This is a genomic window from Mesorhizobium sp. CO1-1-7 (assembly GCF_020164885.1).
Lineage (GTDB): Bacteria > Pseudomonadota > Alphaproteobacteria > Rhizobiales > Rhizobiaceae > Mesorhizobium > Mesorhizobium australicum.
Window position 1 is genome coordinate 207,968 of sequence record NZ_JAIUHA010000001.1, and the last position, 15,377, is coordinate 223,344.

General features: G+C 63.4%; 14 protein-coding genes. 8 read left to right on the forward strand and 6 right to left on the reverse strand.

Going from position 1 to position 15,377, the window contains the following annotated elements; translation table 11 throughout:
- Positions 1 to 23: 23 nt before the first annotated feature.
- On the reverse strand, positions 24 to 1,358 hold the full coding sequence (locus LB516_RS00930; RefSeq protein WP_224718745.1) for an NAD(P)H-dependent oxidoreductase: 1,335 nt from the start codon (positions 1,356 to 1,358) through the stop codon (positions 24 to 26).
- 338 nt (positions 1,359 to 1,696) lie between these two features.
- On the opposite strand from LB516_RS00930, the gene LB516_RS00935 reads away from it, so the two are divergent.
- The 3 genes from LB516_RS00935 (at position 1,697) to LB516_RS00945 (ending at position 3,943) form a co-directional block, all read left to right on the forward strand.
- The gene (locus LB516_RS00935) at positions 1,697 to 3,103 is read left to right on the forward strand and encodes a PTS galactitol transporter subunit IIC (protein ID WP_015316283.1); all 1,407 of its coding nucleotides are present in this window, start codon (positions 1,697 to 1,699) and stop codon (positions 3,101 to 3,103) included.
- Between the two features lie 71 nt (positions 3,104 to 3,174).
- Positions 3,175 to 3,639 (forward strand): PTS sugar transporter subunit IIA, encoded by a 465-nt coding sequence (locus tag LB516_RS00940; RefSeq protein WP_140725834.1) that lies wholly within the window; start codon positions 3,175 to 3,177, stop codon positions 3,637 to 3,639.
- A 16-nt stretch (positions 3,640 to 3,655) separates the two neighbouring features.
- The gene (locus LB516_RS00945; RefSeq protein ID WP_140790452.1) at positions 3,656 to 3,943 is read left to right on the forward strand and encodes a PTS sugar transporter subunit IIB; all 288 of its coding nucleotides are present in this window, start codon (positions 3,656 to 3,658) and stop codon (positions 3,941 to 3,943) included.
- Between the two features lie 33 nt (positions 3,944 to 3,976).
- On the opposite strand, the gene LB516_RS00950 is transcribed toward LB516_RS00945, so the two are convergent.
- Entirely contained in the window at positions 3,977 to 5,371 is a 1,395-nt protein-coding gene (locus tag LB516_RS00950; protein ID WP_224643012.1) for a multicopper oxidase family protein, read from the reverse strand.
- 173 nt (positions 5,372 to 5,544) lie between these two features.
- The gene (locus LB516_RS00955) at positions 5,545 to 6,363 is read right to left on the reverse strand and encodes an alpha/beta fold hydrolase (RefSeq protein ID WP_224718746.1); all 819 of its coding nucleotides are present in this window, start codon (positions 6,361 to 6,363) and stop codon (positions 5,545 to 5,547) included.
- 190 nt (positions 6,364 to 6,553) lie between these two features.
- Between LB516_RS00955 and LB516_RS00960 the strand changes: the two genes are divergently transcribed.
- The 5 genes from LB516_RS00960 to LB516_RS00980 are packed head-to-tail and all read left to right on the forward strand — an operon-like array spanning position 6,554 to position 11,177.
- Positions 6,554 to 7,807, forward strand: a complete 1,254-nt coding sequence (locus LB516_RS00960; RefSeq protein ID WP_224718747.1) for an ABC transporter substrate-binding protein — start codon at positions 6,554 to 6,556, stop codon at positions 7,805 to 7,807.
- A 3-nt stretch (positions 7,808 to 7,810) separates the two neighbouring features.
- Positions 7,811 to 8,551 (forward strand): ABC transporter ATP-binding protein, encoded by a 741-nt coding sequence (locus tag LB516_RS00965; protein ID WP_140614675.1) that lies wholly within the window; start codon positions 7,811 to 7,813, stop codon positions 8,549 to 8,551.
- Positions 8,548 to 9,261, forward strand: a complete 714-nt coding sequence (locus tag LB516_RS00970; protein WP_015316276.1) for an ABC transporter ATP-binding protein — start codon at positions 8,548 to 8,550, stop codon at positions 9,259 to 9,261. Before LB516_RS00965 ends, LB516_RS00970 begins: the two co-directional genes overlap by 4 nt.
- A 9-nt stretch (positions 9,262 to 9,270) precedes the next feature.
- A complete protein-coding gene (locus tag LB516_RS00975; protein ID WP_224718748.1) occupies positions 9,271 to 10,146 on the forward strand; it encodes a branched-chain amino acid ABC transporter permease in 876 nt (291 codons plus the stop codon).
- Positions 10,143 to 11,177 (forward strand): branched-chain amino acid ABC transporter permease, encoded by a 1,035-nt coding sequence (locus LB516_RS00980; protein ID WP_015316274.1) that lies wholly within the window; start codon positions 10,143 to 10,145, stop codon positions 11,175 to 11,177. The genes LB516_RS00975 and LB516_RS00980 overlap by 4 nt, the downstream gene beginning before the upstream one ends.
- Positions 11,178 to 11,197: 20 nt before the next feature.
- Here LB516_RS00980 and LB516_RS00985 read toward each other — a convergent pair whose 3' ends face one another.
- The 3 genes from LB516_RS00985 to LB516_RS00995 all read right to left on the reverse strand — a co-directional run bounded on the left by LB516_RS00985 (position 11,198) and on the right by LB516_RS00995 (position 15,223).
- Positions 11,198 to 12,514 (reverse strand): M20 family metallopeptidase, encoded by a 1,317-nt coding sequence (locus LB516_RS00985; protein WP_224718749.1) that lies wholly within the window; start codon positions 12,512 to 12,514, stop codon positions 11,198 to 11,200.
- A gap of 41 nt (positions 12,515 to 12,555) precedes the next feature.
- Positions 12,556 to 13,461: a MurR/RpiR family transcriptional regulator gene (locus tag LB516_RS00990; RefSeq protein ID WP_224718750.1), complete on the reverse strand. Its 906-nt coding sequence runs from the start codon at positions 13,459 to 13,461 to the stop codon at positions 12,556 to 12,558.
- Positions 13,462 to 13,555: 94 nt separating this feature from the next.
- Positions 13,556 to 15,223, reverse strand: a complete 1,668-nt coding sequence (locus LB516_RS00995; RefSeq protein WP_224718751.1) for a DUF882 domain-containing protein — start codon at positions 15,221 to 15,223, stop codon at positions 13,556 to 13,558.
- Between the last annotated feature and the right edge of the window lie 154 nt (positions 15,224 to 15,377).

Consider the following 15,377-nt stretch of genomic DNA (forward strand, 5'->3'; position numbering starts at 1 on the left):
GCCATTACAATATAGCGCATCTGTCATGACAGCGCCACAACGGGCTTGTTTCCGTACAGCATCTCGTCCTGCAGGCGGCGCAGCGCGAACAGACTGGTCGTCCGGTCTGACGCTGCATTGTCGGTGGTCAGCAGTGCACCTTTCCTGACCGGCTTCAGCACCTTGCCGCCCTCAAGCAGGCCGACCGGCACGGCGCGCTGGGAACGCGCGTCGCCGACGGTCATGGTCCAGGAGCGATAGCAAGTCTCGCCGATCGCATCGAAGGTCTCGCCGGCGGCGAGATCGCGCTTGGCGACGGCGCAGACCTCGGCAACCGGCCGCGGCAGCGGCACCATGTCGGGCTTGCCGAACAGCATGATGCGAGCGGCGGTCAGCGGCACCTCCAGTGAGGTCAGATGGTAGGGCCGGAACAGGCTGTAGTAGGGACCGCGGCCGATATGCAGGTCGTCCATGCGTTCGATGATGCGCGGATGCGTCGCCTCGACGATGACGAAGACACCGGGCGCCACACCCTTGCCGATGGTGTAGTCGACGACGCCTTTTTTCAGCAGGAGGCCACCATCCTCGCGCGGGATCAGCACCTTGACGAGGTCATCGCGGTCGGCCTTGGGACCATGCATGCCGGGCACGTCAGGCACCAGCCCGGTGGCGTTGGCGATGGCGCACATCTCGACCATGGTCTTGGAGCCGTCGACGAACTCGACCAGCATGCGCGGGTTCATGTTGCGGCGGGTCGCTTCCTCGCGATAGTCGTCAGGCACGGCATCGTGGTTGAGCGGGTTGTTCTTGCCCTTGCCAGCCGAGACGATGGTAAGGCCGAGTGCGGACGCGAACTCGATCAGTTCCATGCAGCTCGACGGCTCGTCGCCGGCGCCGACCGAATAAACCACGCCAAGCCGGTCGGCCTGCTGCTTGAGGTAACAGCCGATGGTGACGTCGGCCTCGACATTCATCATCACCAGGTGCTTGCCGTGCTCCATCGCCATCAGGTCGAAATCGGCGGCGACGCCCGGCTTGCCGGTGGCGTCGATGACGACATCGATCAGTGGGTTGGTGACCAGCATCTCGTTCGAGGTGATGGCTATTTTTCCAACCTCGATCGCCGCGGTGACTTTCGACGCGGTGTCGGCTTCGACCGCCATCGCCTCGTCACCGTAGGCGATGCGGATGGCGTCACGCGCGGTGTGCGGGCGCCGGGTCGAGACGGCGCAAACCGCAATGCCGGGCATCAGCATGCCTTGCGTGACGAGGTCAGTGCCCATTTCGCCGGAGCCGATGATGCCGATGCGCACCGGGCGGCCCTCGGCGGCACGTCTGGCGAGATCGCGGGCAAGCCCGGTCAAGGCGACATTGGTCATGCGGGATGTCCACAGCTTCTTGGTCTGGACGCGAATTAGCAGGGACCATTCCCCTGTGCCAACAAAACCGCTCGCGACCGGCGATTTCCAACGAAAATGACCCGTGACAAGCGTCGTCGCCTTGGCCGATTGGCCCAAAGGCTTGCCAATTGACATTGTTGCGAACAGTCTCAATAAAACATTCGTTTGCCAACAAAGGCAAATGTTCATCGAGACAACCGCTCGGAGGGGCACTCGTCTCGCGGCATCTGGGGAGTGCCTTTGCGCTAAGGTGGCGGCAGAGGCTGAGAGAAAGGAGCACCGCGAAGCTTTAGGCTCGGGGCTCCAGGGGAGGAAGAATGGATACTCTACTCGCTGGCCTCAAGGGGGCCATCGACACGCTCGGCGCGACAATCCTGCTGCCGATCGTCATTTTCATCATTGCCGTGGTTTTGGGCGCCAAGGTCAGCAAGGCCTTTCGCGCCGCCGTCACCATCGGGGTCGCCTTCATCGGTATCAACCTTGTGCTTGGCCTGATGTTCACGTCGATCGGCGACGTCGCCAAGGCCATCGTCACCAACACCGGCATTCATCGCGACATTATCGACGTCGGCTGGCCCTCGGCGGCCGCCATCGCCTTTGGCTCCTCGGTCGGGCTTTGGGTCATCCCGGTCGGCATCCTGGTCAACATCGTGCTGTTGCTGACGCGCATGACGCGCACGCTCAATGTCGACGTCTGGAATTTCTGGCATTTCGCCTTCGTCGGCTCGCTCGTCGTCGCCGCCACCGACAATCTGGCCTACGGCATTGCCATCGCGGCCCTGGTTGCGGCGCTGTCGCTGCTGTTCGCCGATTGGTCGGCGCGCGCGGTGCAGCAATTCTACGGCGTTCCCGGCATTTCGGTGCCGCATCTCGCCTCGGCGCAAATCCTGCCGATCGCCATCATCCTGAACTGGATCATGGACCGCATTCCCGGCATCAACCGCATCAACATCAACACCGAAACCATCGAGCGCCGCTTCGGCGTGTTCGGCGAACCGGTCGTGCTCGGCCTGATCATCGGCCTCGTGCTCGGCGCCATCGCCTTCTACAATGCCGGCGATCCCGGCACGGTGCTGGCCAAGGTGCTGGGCACCGGAATGACACTTGCCGCGGTTATGCTGCTGCTGCCGCGCATGGTGAAGATCCTGATGGAGGGCCTGATCCCGGTTTCCGACGCGGCGCAGGAGTTCGTGCGCAAGCGCACCGGCGATCGCGAGCTTCTCGTCGGCCTCGATTCGGCGATCCTGATCGGCCATCCCGCCGCGATCTCGTCGTCGCTGATCCTGGTGCCGATCGCGATCATCCTGTCGGTGATCCTGCCAGGCAACCGCGTCATCCTGTTCGCCGATCTGGCGGTCATCCCGTTCATCGTCGCCATGACCGCGCCGCTGGTCAAGGGCAATGTGTTCCGCATGGTGGTGATCGGCACGGTGACCTTGGCGATCGGCTTCTATGTCGCCAACGCCCTGGCGCCGCTGTTCACCAGTGCGGCCGTCGCGTCGGGCTTCAAACTGCCGGCGGATGCTTTGCAGATCACCTCGGTGGTCGACGGCTTCCTGTGGGTGCCCTATGTGATCATCGAGGCGATCCAGGGACTTGGGCTCATCGGCATCATCGTGATCGCCGTGGTCATCGCGGCGCTGTTCGTGCTCTATCGCCGCAATCCGCTCGGCTGGGAACGGGCGGCGGGCGCCGAGGACGAGCCGGCCGAAGGCACGGCCTGAACGCAAGCGTGCCTTCATCTGAAACGATCGTGCGCCTTCGCCGGGCGCACGATTTATCGACGGAGCAAGAAATGTCCGACGCCCTCATGCAGCTTCTGGATCCCGAAGCGATCGTGCTCGGGTCGGACGCGTCGACCAATGAGGAGATCATCCGCGTCCTGGCGGGACGGCTCGAGGCCCTTGGCTATGTCAAGAGCTCCTATGCCGACGCGGTCGTGCGCCGCGAAATGACCATCCCGACAGGATTGCCGCTGGAACGCGCCGACAATGTCGCGGTGCCCCACACCGATCCCGAGCATGTGCTGAAGCCCGGCATCGCAATGGGCACGCTGAGAAAGCCGGTGATCTTCGCCAATATGGAAGACCCCGACGAGAAGCTGCCGGTGGGTTTCGTCTTCCTGCTTGCCATCAATGACAAGGACAAGCAGATTGAAGCGCTGCAGTCCGTCATGGCAACGATCCAGAATCCAGATGCATTGGACGGCTTGAGGTCGGCCAGGACGCTTGACGACGTGCGCACCGTGCTCGGCTGCTAATCAAGGGAAAGCAAAGATGGCCAGACAGAAGACAATTCTCTTTGCCTGCGGCACCGGCATCGCCACCTCGACGGCGGTCAACGTCGCCGTTACCGAGGCGATGAAGATGCGCGGCCTTACCTTCAACGCGCAGCAGGCCAAGGCAACCGAAGTGCCGAGGCTCGCCGATAGCGTCGACTTCATCGTCGCCACCACGCCGATCTCGGCTTCGGTGACCAAGCCGGTCATCAAGGGCCTCGCCTTCCTCACCGGCATCGGCAAGGACAAGGTGCTCGACGAGATCGAGGCGCAACTGCGCAAGTAGGTCGCGGACAATGCGGCTTTCGGTGGGCTTGGCTCAGACCACCCTGACGTAACTCGTCATGCCCGATTTCTGGTGCTCGATGATGTGGCAATGCAGCAGCCAGTCGCCGGGATTGTCGGCGACGAAGCCAAGGCTCACCTTCTCGTTGGGCTGGATGAGATAGGTGTCTGAAATCAACGGCCGCACCGGCCGCGTCGAGGATGACAAAACCTTGAAGCTCATGCCGTGCAAATGCATCGGATGCGATTGCGGCGTCAGGTTCTCCATGTCGATGACATAGCTCCTGCCGAGCTTCAGCTCGGCGAGCGGCGCGGTTGGATCGGGCGTATCGCCCGGCCACGGCACCTTGTTGATCGCCCAGAAACTGTAGCCGAGCGAACCGCAGATGCTGTCGCTCGGGACGTTCTCCGCCGTGGCGCTGAGCGACAGGGAGATATGCTGGGCCGAGCCGAGATCCACTTCCGCCACCGGATTCACTTCCAGCGGCGCAACGTCGCGAACGTCCCGCTTGAGCGAGTTGCCCGTCGCGCGCAGCGTCGCCAGCACCTTGGGCTTGGTGCCCCTGACGTCCCGCAGGCTGACGATCGCGCCCTCATCGTCGGGCATGCGGATGGCGAGTTCCATGCGCTGCCCCGGTCCAAGCAGCAAGGCATCGGGCGCAAAGCGCTCCGGCACCGGATTGCCGTCCAGCGCCATCACCATCGCTTCGGCGCCGTCGACGCGAAAGGCATAGATGCGGGTGACATCGGTAATGGCGATGCGCAGCCGCACCAGCCCGCCGGCAGGCGCGTCGTATTGCGGCTGATCGAGCCAGTTGGCCGTACGCACCGTGCCGTAGGTGCCGGTTCTCGCCGCATCGCGCGGCCGGAACTGGTCGATGAACTGGCCGTCGTCGCCAAGGCGCCAGTCGCGCAGGTTGAGGACAAACTCGGCGTCGAATTTCGGATCGTTCGGGTTTTCAACCACGATCACGCCGGTCAGGCCGTGCCCCATCTGCTCCAGCGTGTTGCAGTGCGGGTGATACCAGAAGGTGCCGGCATCGGGCGGCGTGAAGGCATAGTCGAAATGATCGCCGGTGTAGACGTAAGGCTGCACCAGGAAGGGCACGCCATCCATCTTGTTCGGCAGGCGAATACCGTGCCAGTGGATGGTCGTCGGATCGTCGATGGCATTGTCGAGGCGCGCGGCAAAGGGTTCGCCTTTTTTCATCCTGAGCACCGGCGGCATTCCCGCTTTGCCGTAAGTCAGCACATTGTTGGTCTGGCCGACATCCATCAGCTTCGCCTGGATTTTCGCCGTCCGCAGCACCACCGGCTCAGGCGCGGACGCCGCCCAGCCGCCAATCCTGCCCATGGCGGCAAGCCCGAGCCCGCTCGCACCGGCAACGGCGGCAGTTTTCAGCAGTCCGCGGCGTGTAAATACGGTCATGTCGCACTCCAACGGAAAAGCTGACTGCTCTTCGCAACTTTGCCGTCATAGCCGGACACGCATGCCTTGCCAACGGCCCGGTCGCGGCCGCCCTCCTCCTGTCAGTGCAATGAGGCCAGCAGAGCTGGACCCATTCCGGTCGATGGCGGCTGGTCGGTGGCCTTGCGGCGAGTCTATGCCTGATCCACGCTTTCCAGGAAGCGGGCGAAGATCGGGTTGAAGCGGTCGGGAGAATCCCAGAACGGCGCATGGCCCGATTTGTCGAGCAGATGCGCCTTGCCTTCCCACAGGTTGGAGAACTTGACCGCTGAGACAAAATCGGTGTTCACGAAAGGCTCGTCGATGCCATTGAGAACGGCGATCGGAGGCGTCTTGCCGGCGACGATCTCGCGCTGGTTGCGGCCTGTGCCGGCGGCGAATTTCTCGAACATCAGGCGCCGCGCCCGCCCGTCGGTGCGCGCCACCGTGTCGAGGAGGAACGGTTCGAACGGTTCCCCGCAAGTGCTGCGCGCATAGGCCTCGACATCAGCGGCGGTGAAGGCCTCTTGTCCGGCAAGGTGCATATGCGGACTCGACTTGAAGCCGTTGCCGACCTCCTCGGGCGCTACCGGCGGACTGCCCGATATCATCAGGCCAAGCAGGCCAGGATAACGGTCGATCATCTCCAGCCCGATATGACCGCCGAGCGACCAGCCGAAGACGATGCCCTTGTCGATACCGAGCAGGCCGAGCACTTCGGTCATCGCATCGGCATAGCCTTCCATACTGTAGGAGCGGTCCGGATCGATCGCATTGCCGGAAGCGCCGTGGCCCGGCAGATCGGGGGCGATCATGTGGTAGCGCTCGCCCAGCGGGCTCTCGAGCTGGTTGCGGAAAACGGCACCGGAAGACGAATTGCCATGAATCAGCAGGACGGCGGTGCCTTTGCCGCCGGTCTCGCGAACGGCGATCCTGCCGTGACTGGTTTCAAGGGTCTTCTGCGCGATCGTCATCTTTGGCTCCGTCTGGAATCGCTCTGTTTCGAAGCAGTTGCACAACAAAGCGCCGCCGCCTCCCCTAGCCCTGCCATAACATTTTCCCGGTCTCGTGCCGTTGAAAAATCCTTTTCAAATAACATCAATTGTGCGTAGATTGTCAATTATCCAACTCCCGATGAACGGGAGGAGAACAGGGAACGGCACGATGAAATCCAAATTCGCAGGCAACAGACTCCGCCATATGCTGATGACCACGGCCCTGATCGCGGCGTTTGCCACGGCAAGCGCCCCCGCTTTCGCCGATGTCGTCAAGATCGGCCTGCTGGCGCCGATCACGGGCCCTGCCGCGGCGGACGGCCAGGAATTCCAGCGCGGCGTGCAGATGGCAATCGATGAGGCGAATGCCGCCGGCGGCGTTGCCGGTAGCACATTCGAACTGGTGGTCGGCGACGTCAAGGATCAGTCCGCCGGCAACGTCACCAGCGCGGTCGAGCGCCTGCTTGGCGATCCCGGCGTGCAATTCATGCTCACCGGCTACGCCAGCCTGACGAATTTCGAGATCGACAACATGGCCGAGGCCGAGATGCCCTACATGCTGGCGGCCACCTCGCAGCAGACCAGGGACATCATCGCGCCGAGTCCAGACAAGTACATGTGCTGTTGGTCGCTAACGCCGTCCTTCGACGCCTACAACACCGACGTCACCTTGTTCGTCGAGAAACTCGCGGCCGACGGCAAGATCACATTGCCGACCAAGAAGGTCGCCATCATCTCCTCCGACAACGCCTATTCGAAGACCATCTCGGAGGGCATGAAGAAGACTTTCAAGGAGAAGGGCTGGACTATCAGCGTCGATGAGATCGTGCCCTTCGGCGAAGTCACCGACTGGCGTTCGATCCTGGCCAAGGTGCGCGAGAATGTTCCCGATGTCGTCATCAACACCGATTATCTGCCGGGCAATTCGGCGTCTTTCCTGAACCAGTTCCTCGAACAGCCGACCAAGAGCCTTGTCTTCCTGCAATATGCGCCGAGTGTTCCGGAATTCGTCGAACTCACCGGCAAGAAGTCGAATGGCGTCATCTACAATCTCCTCGGCGGGGCGCTGACGACGCCGAAGAACCCGCGCGCCGATGAGGTGGCGGCCAAGTTCAAGGCCAAATATGGCGTCGAGAGCGGCACCTATGGCGTCGGCCTCTATGAAATGACCAACGTCTATTTCGACGCGGTCAAGAAAGTCGGCGGCGCATCCGACCACGCCGCGATCATGAAGGCGCTGTCGGAGACCGACAAGCAGGTCGCCGAGGGCCGGCTGAAATTCGATTCCGCCACGCATCTCGCCACGCAGGGCGACGACTATATCCCGATCACCTTCTTTCAGATCTGGGACGGCCAGCGCACGCTGATCTCGCCGGAAAAATACGCCACCGGTGCCTTCAAGCCGCAGCCCTGGATGCAGTGAGGCATGGCCCTGCTTGAACTGGACGACGTATCGAAGGCCTTCGGTTCGCTGAAGGCCGTCGATGGCGTGTCGTTCAAGGTCGAGGCCGGCGAGATCTTTGGCATCGCCGGCCCGAACGGCAGCGGCAAGAGCACGCTGTTCAACATCATCACCGGCATCCCGTTCGGGCCGGACAGAGGCCACATCCGCTTTGACGGGACCGCGATCAACGGCAAGTCTGGACATGCCATCGCGCGCCTCGGCCTTGCCCGCACCTTTCAGCGCGAAACCAGCTTCGACGGCCTGACCGTATTCGAGAACGCGCTGATCGGCGCCAGCTACGGCAGAAAGGAGAAAGCTGCAGCGGCAGCCGCCCGCGAGGCGGCCGCAGAGGCACTGGAGTTTGTCGGCTTGGGTTCAGTGTCCTTCGGGCGGCTGGCCGGCGAGCTTTCCGTCTTCGAGCGCAAATGCCTGATGCTTGCCACCGCGATCGCCATGCAGCCACGTATGCTGTTGCTCGACGAACCGGCATCGAGCTTGACCAAGCCCGAGATCGAGACGTCGATCGGTTTGATCCGCCGCACCGCCGAACGCGGCATCACCATCCTCCTGATCGAGCATGTGCTGACCTTCCTGATGAGCCTGTCGCAGCATCTGCTGGTGCTTAACAATGGCCGCGTGCTCGCCGCTGGCGAGCCGGCAAGCGTGATCGCCGACCAGCGCGTCATCGAGGCCTATCTCGGAACCCGGAGGGCGGTGGCGTGACTCCCATCCTCACCGTCGAAAGCGTCACCGCCGGCTATGGCCGCGTCACCGTGCTGCACGACATTTCGCTGGAAGCTGGCCGCTTCGGCAATGTCGGCCTGTTCGGACCCAACGGCCATGGCAAGACGACCCTGTTGCGCACCGTCTCCGGCCTGCTGCGGCCGAAGAACGGCCGCATCCAGTTCGACGGGCAAGACATAGCAGGCCTCAGCGCCCGCGCCATCGTCAGCGCCGGCCTGATCCACGTGCCGCAAGGCAACCGGCTGTTTCCCGACCTCTCCATCGCCGACTGCATGGCGCTTGGCGCCTATTCGCCGCGCGCCCGTCCGCATGAGGCGGAGAACCGCGAGAAGGTGATCAAACTGTTCCCGAAACTGGCGGAACGCTGGCGCCAGCGCGTGCGCACGCTGTCGGGCGGCGAGCGCCAGATGGTGTCGATCGGCACGGCGCTGATGAGCCATCCGCGCCTCCTGATCCTCGACGAGCCGACGCTTGGGCTGGCGCCCAAGATCAAGGACGAACTCTGCGCCTCCGTCATGGACATTTCGCGCGGCGGGGTGCCGCTGATCGTCGTCGAGCAGGATATCGAGTTCCTGCTGGAACTGACGCAGCAACTCTACCTCGTCAACCACGGCGCGGTGGCGACCGAGATCAAGCCGGGCGAGAGCCTCGACCACGGCGAGATCATGTCGATGTATTTTGGCCACTAGGAATCTGGTATGAGCGCATTGGCGGAAATCCTGTTCGGCGGCCTGTTCCAAGGTTCGCTCTACGCCATGATGGCGGTCGGGCTCGCTTTGGTCTGGACGACGATCGGCGTGTTCAACTTCAGCCATGGCGTGTTCATGATGCTGGGCGCCTATGTCGCCTGGCAATTGGTGGAACTCGGCCTGCCGGCGGGGGTGGCCTTTCCCATCGCCGTGGTCGTCATGGCCGGCGCCGGCTGGATCCTGCAGGCAAGCGTCGTGCGGCCGCTGATCGGCCGGCCCAACATCGTGCTGGTCGTCGTCATCACCACGCTTGCCGCCGGATCGCTGATCGAGAACGGAGCGCTCACCATCTGGGGGCCGCGCTCCAAGCAGATCCCGGCGCTGGTGGACGGCAACGCCACCATCGGCGGCGTCGGCGTTTCGCTGCACCAGATCGCCATCATCGTCATCACGCCGCTGATCCTGGCGGCGTTGTGGATGTTCCTCAACCGTTCGCGCCTCGGGCTGGCATTGCGTGCGGTCGCGCAGAACGAGGACGCCAGCCATCTGGTCGGCCTGAATGTCACCGCGCTCTACGGGCTGGCCTTCGCCATCGCCGCTTCGCTGGCGGGGCTCGCCGGCATCTTCATGGGCGGCTATCGCTTCATGTCGCCCGTGATGGGCTCAGACCCGCTGCTCAAGGCGCTGATCGTCGTCGTCTTCGGCGGCATATCGAGCATATCGGGACCGATCTTCGCCGCCTATCTGATCGGCTTTTTCGAGGCCGCCTGCAGCTATTATTTCGGCCTCTACTGGACGCCGGCATTGCTGTTCGGCGTGCTGATCCTGACCCTGATGGTACGTCCCGAGGGCATTTTCGCCAGCCGCTCGCGAGGCCTCGCATGACCGACACGACCTCGCCGATCACCCAGATCCGGACAGCGGCGGCAACCCCGATCGCACCTGGCCGCACGCCGTGGAAGCACGAAGCCATCGGATTCGTGCTCGGCTTGGCCGTGCTGGCGCTGCTGCCGCTCGTCTTCGGCGACACCTATGCCCGCCACATCCTGATCATGGCCTTTATCTACGCCATCGTGGCGTCGAATTGGGACCTCAGCCTCGGCTATGGCGGCGTCTTCAATTTCGGTCATCTGGCGCTCTTCGGCATCGGCGTCTACGCCTACAGCCTGCTGACCAAGCTGGCCGGGCTCGATCCGTGGATCGCGCTGTTTGCCAGCGGCATCATCGCCACGCTTGCCGCGATCGTGGTGACCATCCCGATCCTGCGCCTGAAGGGCATCTATATCATCCTGGTCACCTTCGGCTTCGCGCAATTGGTCATGCAAGTGATCCTCAGCCAGTCCGACATCACCGGCGGCACGCAAGGGATCGTGCGTATCCCCGGCCTCTACTGGTTCGACCACAATATGGTCCGCGACGCCAAATTCGCCTATTTCTATATCGCGCTGGCGCTGCTGGTGGCGAGCACGCTGTTCCTGCGTGTGTTCGTGCGCTCGCGCGCCGGCGCCAGCATCGTGGCGCTGCGCGACAATGAGGAATACGCCGTCAGCCGCGGTGTCTCGATCGTGCGCCAGCGCATGCTGACGCTTGCGGCAAGCGCCTTCTTTACCGGCATCGCCGGGGCCTTCTATGCCGCCTACCAGCGCAACGCCTCGATCGACGTGTTCGGCATGAGCCTGGCGACCATCATCCTGTCGATGGTGCTGCTGGGCGGCACCAGCACCATCTACGGCGCCATCGTCGCCTCTTTCGTGCTGACGGTTTTCGCCGAGTGGATGGCTGATTTCGGCGCATGGCGCCCAATGATCACGGCGGTTCTGATCATCGGCGTGATGCTGGCCTATCCCAGCGGACTGGCCGGCATGATCAAAGCGGCTTGGGGTGCCGTCGCCGGGCGGATCAACCGCCCGGCGTGACCACCTGAAAAGCAAGCTTCTCAGCGCACGCCGCACCAGTCGATGACGGATGCCGCGATCACCTTGGCGGTCTCGACCACCGATTCCACTTCGACATATTCGTTGGCGCCATGGAAGCCGTCGCCCGACGGACCGAAAATGACACCGTCGACACCGGCGCCAGCATAGTGCGCTGCATCACACACGGCGACGAAGCCGCTTGTCTGAGGCGCCTTGCCGATCGCCGCCTTGCGTTTCATCAGCGACGTCACCAACGGATGGTCGACCGGCGTGTTCATCGGCGGGAAATGCAGCCCGCCGAGCTCCCACTGGATGGCAGGCGGGTTGTCGCGCAACCAGGCGTCGGTTTGCGCGAAATGATGGACGAACGCTTCGAAGTCGCGGCGGTATTCGGCTGAATTCTCATCCGGCAGAAACTTCATGTCGAGATCGAGCACGGCAACATCGGGGATGATGGCCGGGTTGGTCATCACCGTCGGCAGGCCGTGTTCGCCAAGGCCCGTTCCGCCATGCATGACACCGATGTTGATCGTGTTCATGCCGACCGGCAGCAGCGGATGGGACTTTGCCCGTGTCCGGTCGAGCTCGTATTGGCGGACGGCGGCAATGAACCGCGCCGCGATCTCGATGGCGTTGACACCCGGCTTCAGCCGGTCCTTGTCGTGCCGTTGCGGGTAGATTTCGTTGTAACGCAGCGCCGAATGCGCGTTGCGGCCACGGATCGTCACCCGCGCCCATTCGAGCCCGCCCTCGACCGGGAGGACATCGCCCCAGGTCGGCTCGGCGACAAGCACCGCCTTGGCGATTTTGCCCTTCTTGACCGCATCCATGGCGCCGAAGCCACCGGCCTCCTCGTCGACGACGGAGTGGACGGCCAACCGGCCTTGCAGTGTGATGCCCGCCTTGCGGATCGCGTGCGCGGCGGCGACGCAAGCCGCGACGCCGCCCTTCATGTCGACCGCACCCCGGCCATAGAGCCGGCCATTCGTGATCTCACCGCCGAACGGATCGACCGACCAGTCCTTCATCTCGCCGACCGGCACGACATCGATATGCCCACACAGGATCAGGCTGCGCTCCTCGTTTCCAGCCCATTCGCCGACCAGATTGGGCCGGCCGGGCAAGGCGTCCCACTGTTCGGTCTTGAAGCCATCGTGCTTGAGGATCGGCTCCAGCAGAGCCTGGACATCCGCCTCGCGGTTGATCGCCGGATTGGCCTCGAATTTGGGATTGACCGAAGGGATGCGGACCATGTCGCGGACAAGCCCGATCAGCCAGTCGCGGTCTCTCTCGATTTCAGCCTGCACGGCATCGATGATCGTCTGGGCGTCAGCCATGGTTATTCCTTCCTCGCACCGCCGCGCCGGGCGCATCGATGCTATTTCCTGGTGGTTCTTGGTTTGGCGGTTTCGTTGTCGGACGGCGACAAGGCGGCATCGAGAGTGACGGCATTGGCGCTGCGGATCTTCTCGATGTCCTCGATGCGCTTGCGCACCCCGGCGCCATGGCCTTCCAGCGCATGGGCGAAAACGGTCTCCATCTGGGCCACGGCGGTCGCCAGCGTGTCGAAGGGCGAGTTGGCGTCGATCGCCGCGACCATCGTCAGGTCGGCGATGTCAGCGATCGGCGACAGCCATACATCGGTGAACAGCAGGAGGGAGACGCCGCGTTCCTTCGCCTGCCGCGCAAAGCTAACCACGTCCGACTGGTAGCGCCGATAGTCGAACACGACGAGAAGGTCGCGCTTGCCGAGGTCGATCAGCAAGTCGAAATCCGCCGGGCTCAACGAGCCGATGTCGCGCACGCCGGAGCGGAACTGCAGGAGATAGCCGGCGAGCATGGAGGCGATGTGGCGGCTGAAGCGGCCGCCCAGCAGGACGACCTGGCCCTTGGTCTCGAGCAGCAAATTGACAGCGCGTGTATAGGCCTGCAGGGGGACCGCCGTGCGCGTGCGCTCCAGACTGTCGGAAACCGAATGGAAGTAGGCCAGTGCCGTGCCCTCGCTGGAGCCGCCGGGACGCTTGGCCTCCATCATCAGCAACGGCGAATGCAGTCTTGATTCGACTTCCGTCAGCAGCCGCGCCTGGAAATCGGCAAAGCCGACATATCCGAGCTTGGTCATCAGGCGGGTCACGCTCGGGTCGCTGACTCCGGCGCGTCGCGCCAGCCGGGTCGCCGTTCCCAGCCCCGACATCGGATAATCGGCGAGCAGGACCTGAACGATCTTTTCTTCCGCCGACGTGAAAGCCAAGGTGGTGTTGGCCAACTCTTCGCGGATCGACATGGTCATCGCCTCTCGCCAACGGAAAGACGATTATCTTACAATTTCATACAAGATTGTCAAATTTGGAAAATATCTTACAGACTTGCGCGTCGACCTATCTGAATCTGGCGATGGGCAGGAATTTCACAGCGGAGCCGGTGAAGCGGCGGTGATCGGACGTCTGTCCTCGTGGCTGGAAGCCATCGAGATAGACCTGCTCCGGCGCCGTGCGGATGAAATTGGCGGCAATGACGGTCGCCGCTGTCGAGCCGGTTCCGGTGATGCGGCGCCCGGTCTCAACCGATTGGCCGGTCGGCGCCGCTGGCAGAATGACGGCGGTGGCTTCGGGATCGAGACGTGGCTGGACACGGTCGGCCTTGGGGCTGGTCCTGACACGATCTTCAGGTTTCGATGCAGGGACTGCAATCCGCTGTCCAGCCAGCGAATCGAGGCTGTCATCGACGTGATGCGTGGCCAGCAAGGCACCGATTGCATCGGCGGATTTGGCCGCCTCCGGTTGACGCGCGGGGCCCGTCTGGTCTTGCGGTCGCCATGTCGGGACAGGGATGTTGAGCGCCAGCATGTCCGGACCGGCAATCGCGGGGGCGGCATTCATCCTGGCCACGGGATTTTCGGCACCGGTCGCCGCCGGTTCAACCCGCGCGGTGGATGCGCTGCTGGCTACGCCGAACGGCACGGCTTGCGGGGTTGGAATGGTGGCGGCGAACCCGGTGCGCGGTGCGAAAGCGGGTATCGGCACCGTGCCGGGCGGCATCGCCATGACGATCGCTTCAGGCGTCTTTGCAGACGTTTCTTCGGCCGGATCGGCGGGGTCGACCTGAACGTCCGCCCGCTGGGCTGCCTCCGGCGCCACGATAGCAATGCCCTGGCCAGCCGTCTTGGAGTCGCCAGGCATCTTGGGATCACCGGCCGTTTTAGGTTCAACTGACTTGGTCGGCTTGCGTGGCGCAGGCGCCGCTTCCGCGGCATCGTCCGCTTCATCCGCGCCGCGCCCGCCCAAAAGCGTCGCCAGCAGGCCGCGCGCTGGCCTGCGTTGGCCGCGGTCGGCGCTGGCCAGTTCGATGTTGGGCGTGCCGGCGGCCTTGCGTGACTCGTAGGCGGCAAACGCCTGCTCGTAGCCAGGCAACGGTTTGCCGTCGCTCGGCACATGCAGCGTGTTGCCGTTCGGGAAGACCCTGGCGAGTTCCAGGCGGCTGATGCCAGGCCAATGCCGCACATTGCCGACATCCATATGAATGAACGGCGAACCGGAGGTCGGATAATAGCCGACGCCGCCGCCCTGCATCTTCAGGCCGATGTCGCGCAACTTCTTCAGCGGTACGTCCGGCAGGAAGAAGTCCATGGCGCGGCCAACCATGTGCTGGCTTTCGCGGGCCACGCCCTTCGAACGACCGCGCAGCATGGCGTTGGTCGCCGGCGAGCGATAGGCGCTGACCACATGGATATAGGCCGTCGAGCCGCTGGCGCGGTAAGCCTGCCAGACCAGGTCGAGCAGGCGCGGGTCCATCCTGGTCGGCTCGTTGCGGCGCCAGTCGCGCAGCATGAAGTTGATCTTCTTCAGGCCCGCCTGATCGTAGCGCCCATCGCGCTTGAAGACGATCTCGGCCTTCTCGCCCGTATGGAGATGCTGAATCCGCAAGGTGCGCGTCTCGGCGAACGCATCGGTGACACACATGCAAAGCAACGCCATCGCAATGGCCGGCAACCATGTCCAACGACGGGAAGCGCCTAGCGGGTTTTGTTCGCTTTCAATCCCATTCATGCCTTGCACATCGTTCCTGTGTCAGGCGATTTGACGTCTTCGCTCAGATGAGGAGCTTTCGTTCAGCACTATCCCCGGCCATGACTTGAGCAGCCGGACAGGCAGCCGACCGACAACCCGTCATGTCGAAGAACAGCATCTTGGTTAACGAATC